The 1,692-nt window shown below is 73.8% G+C and carries 1 protein-coding gene; it reads right to left on the reverse strand.

All coding sequences use genetic code 11. The annotated features are described in order from the left end of the window. Positions 1-1,692: APC family permease (locus tag ACGF12_RS37950; protein ID WP_393041036.1), on the reverse strand; the 1,692-nt coding region annotated here is incomplete at both ends.

The raw sequence follows: 1,692 nt of genomic DNA on the forward strand, positions 1-1,692 counted from the left end.
TCGGCAGACCACCGCGTCGGTGTGCCGGCGCAGGGCGCGGTCGATCACGGCGCCGCGCCGGTTCTGCAGCGCCCGCTGCCACCAGTGGGCGGGCTCGACCTCGGGGATCAGCACGGTGAGCCGGTCGTAGGCGTGCTCCTCGCCGAGCCTGTTGACGAACTCGGCGATCGGCAGGCCGAGGCGCCGGTGGTCCTCCGGTATCTCCACCAGGGGCACGCCCGGCTGCCACAGCTCCCAGTCCCGGCGCAGCGCCTCGGCGTCGGCCGGCTCGTGCACCACGGTGACCGCGAGCACCTCGTCGCCCAGCGACAGCGCCGCCGACAGGCCGTCCCGGGTGAGCCGGGTGATCGCCGTCACCGGGACCACCACCAGGCTGCGCCGGCGGGTCACCGCGTCCGGCACCCGGCCGAGTTCCAGGCGCTCGCCGATCCGCTCGTAGCTGCGGTGGATCGCCTCGAACAGCATCACCAGCAGCGGCAGGGCCACCACGATGCCCCAGGCGCCCTCGGTGAACTTGGTGCCGGTCACCACGAGGGTGGCGACGCCCGTCAGCAGCGCGCCGAAGCCGTTCAGCGCGGCCTTCCACCGCCACCCGGCCGGGCGGTTCAGGAGCCAGTGCCGGACCATGCCGACCTGGCAGATGGTGAAGCCGACGAAGACGCCGATCGAGAACAGCGGCACCAGGCTGTTGACGTCACCCCCGGAGCCGACCAGCAGCGCGGCCGACACCGCGGCCAGGAACAGCACGCCGTACCGGTACACCTGGCGGTCGGCGCGCAGCGCGAACACGTGCGGGAGGTGGTTGTCCCGGGCCAGCAGGTCCATCAGCACCGGCAGGCCGCCGAAGGAGGTGTTGGCGGCCAGGCCGAGCAGGACCACGGTGGCGAACTGGACGACGTAGAAGCCGGCGCCGTGGCCGAGCGAGGCGTCGGCGAGCTGGGCGAGCACGGTGACGCCCTCGACCGGCTGGAGGTGGAAGCGGCCGATCAGCACGGCCAGGCCGATCAGCATCACGCCGAGCAGGGCGCCGAGCGCGACCTCGGTGTGCTGCGCCCGCTTCACCCGCGGGGTGCGGAAGGAGGGGACGGCGTTCGCCACCGCCTCGACGCCGGTCAGCGCCGAGCAGCCGGCCGCGAAGGCCTTGAGCAGCAGCAGCGCGCCGACCGCGGTGGCGTTCTCGGCGAGCACGGAGGCGTGGCCCGCGGCGGCCTCGGTGCTGGCCGGGGCGTCCCGGAACAGGCCGGCCACGATGATCGCCATGATGGCGAGGACGAAGACGGCGGTCGGGACCATGAACCAGCGCGCCGACTCGGCGATGCCGCGCAGGTTCACGGCGGTGACCAGGGCGAGCACGCCCAGGCAGAGCCAGACCCGGCCCTCGTACAGGCCGGGGACGGCGGAGGTGAGCGCGGCGACGCCGGCGGTCACCGAGACCGCGACGTTCAGGATGTAGTCGATCACCAGCGAGGCGGCCGCGGTCAGTGCCGTCCGGCGGCCCAGGTGCGCCTTGGCCACCGCGTAGGAGCCGCCGCCGTCCGGGAAGGCCGCGATCACCTGCCGGTAGGAGGCGACCAGCACCGCGAGCAGCACGGCGATCGCCACCGTGACCGGCAGGGTGAAGCCCAGCCCGTACGAACCGGCGGCGGCCAGCACCAGCACGATCGCTTCGGGGCCGTACGCGACCGAGGCCAT

It is taken from the genome of Kitasatospora sp. NPDC048296 (assembly GCF_043201815.1).
Classification (GTDB): domain Bacteria; phylum Actinomycetota; class Actinomycetes; order Streptomycetales; family Streptomycetaceae; genus Kitasatospora.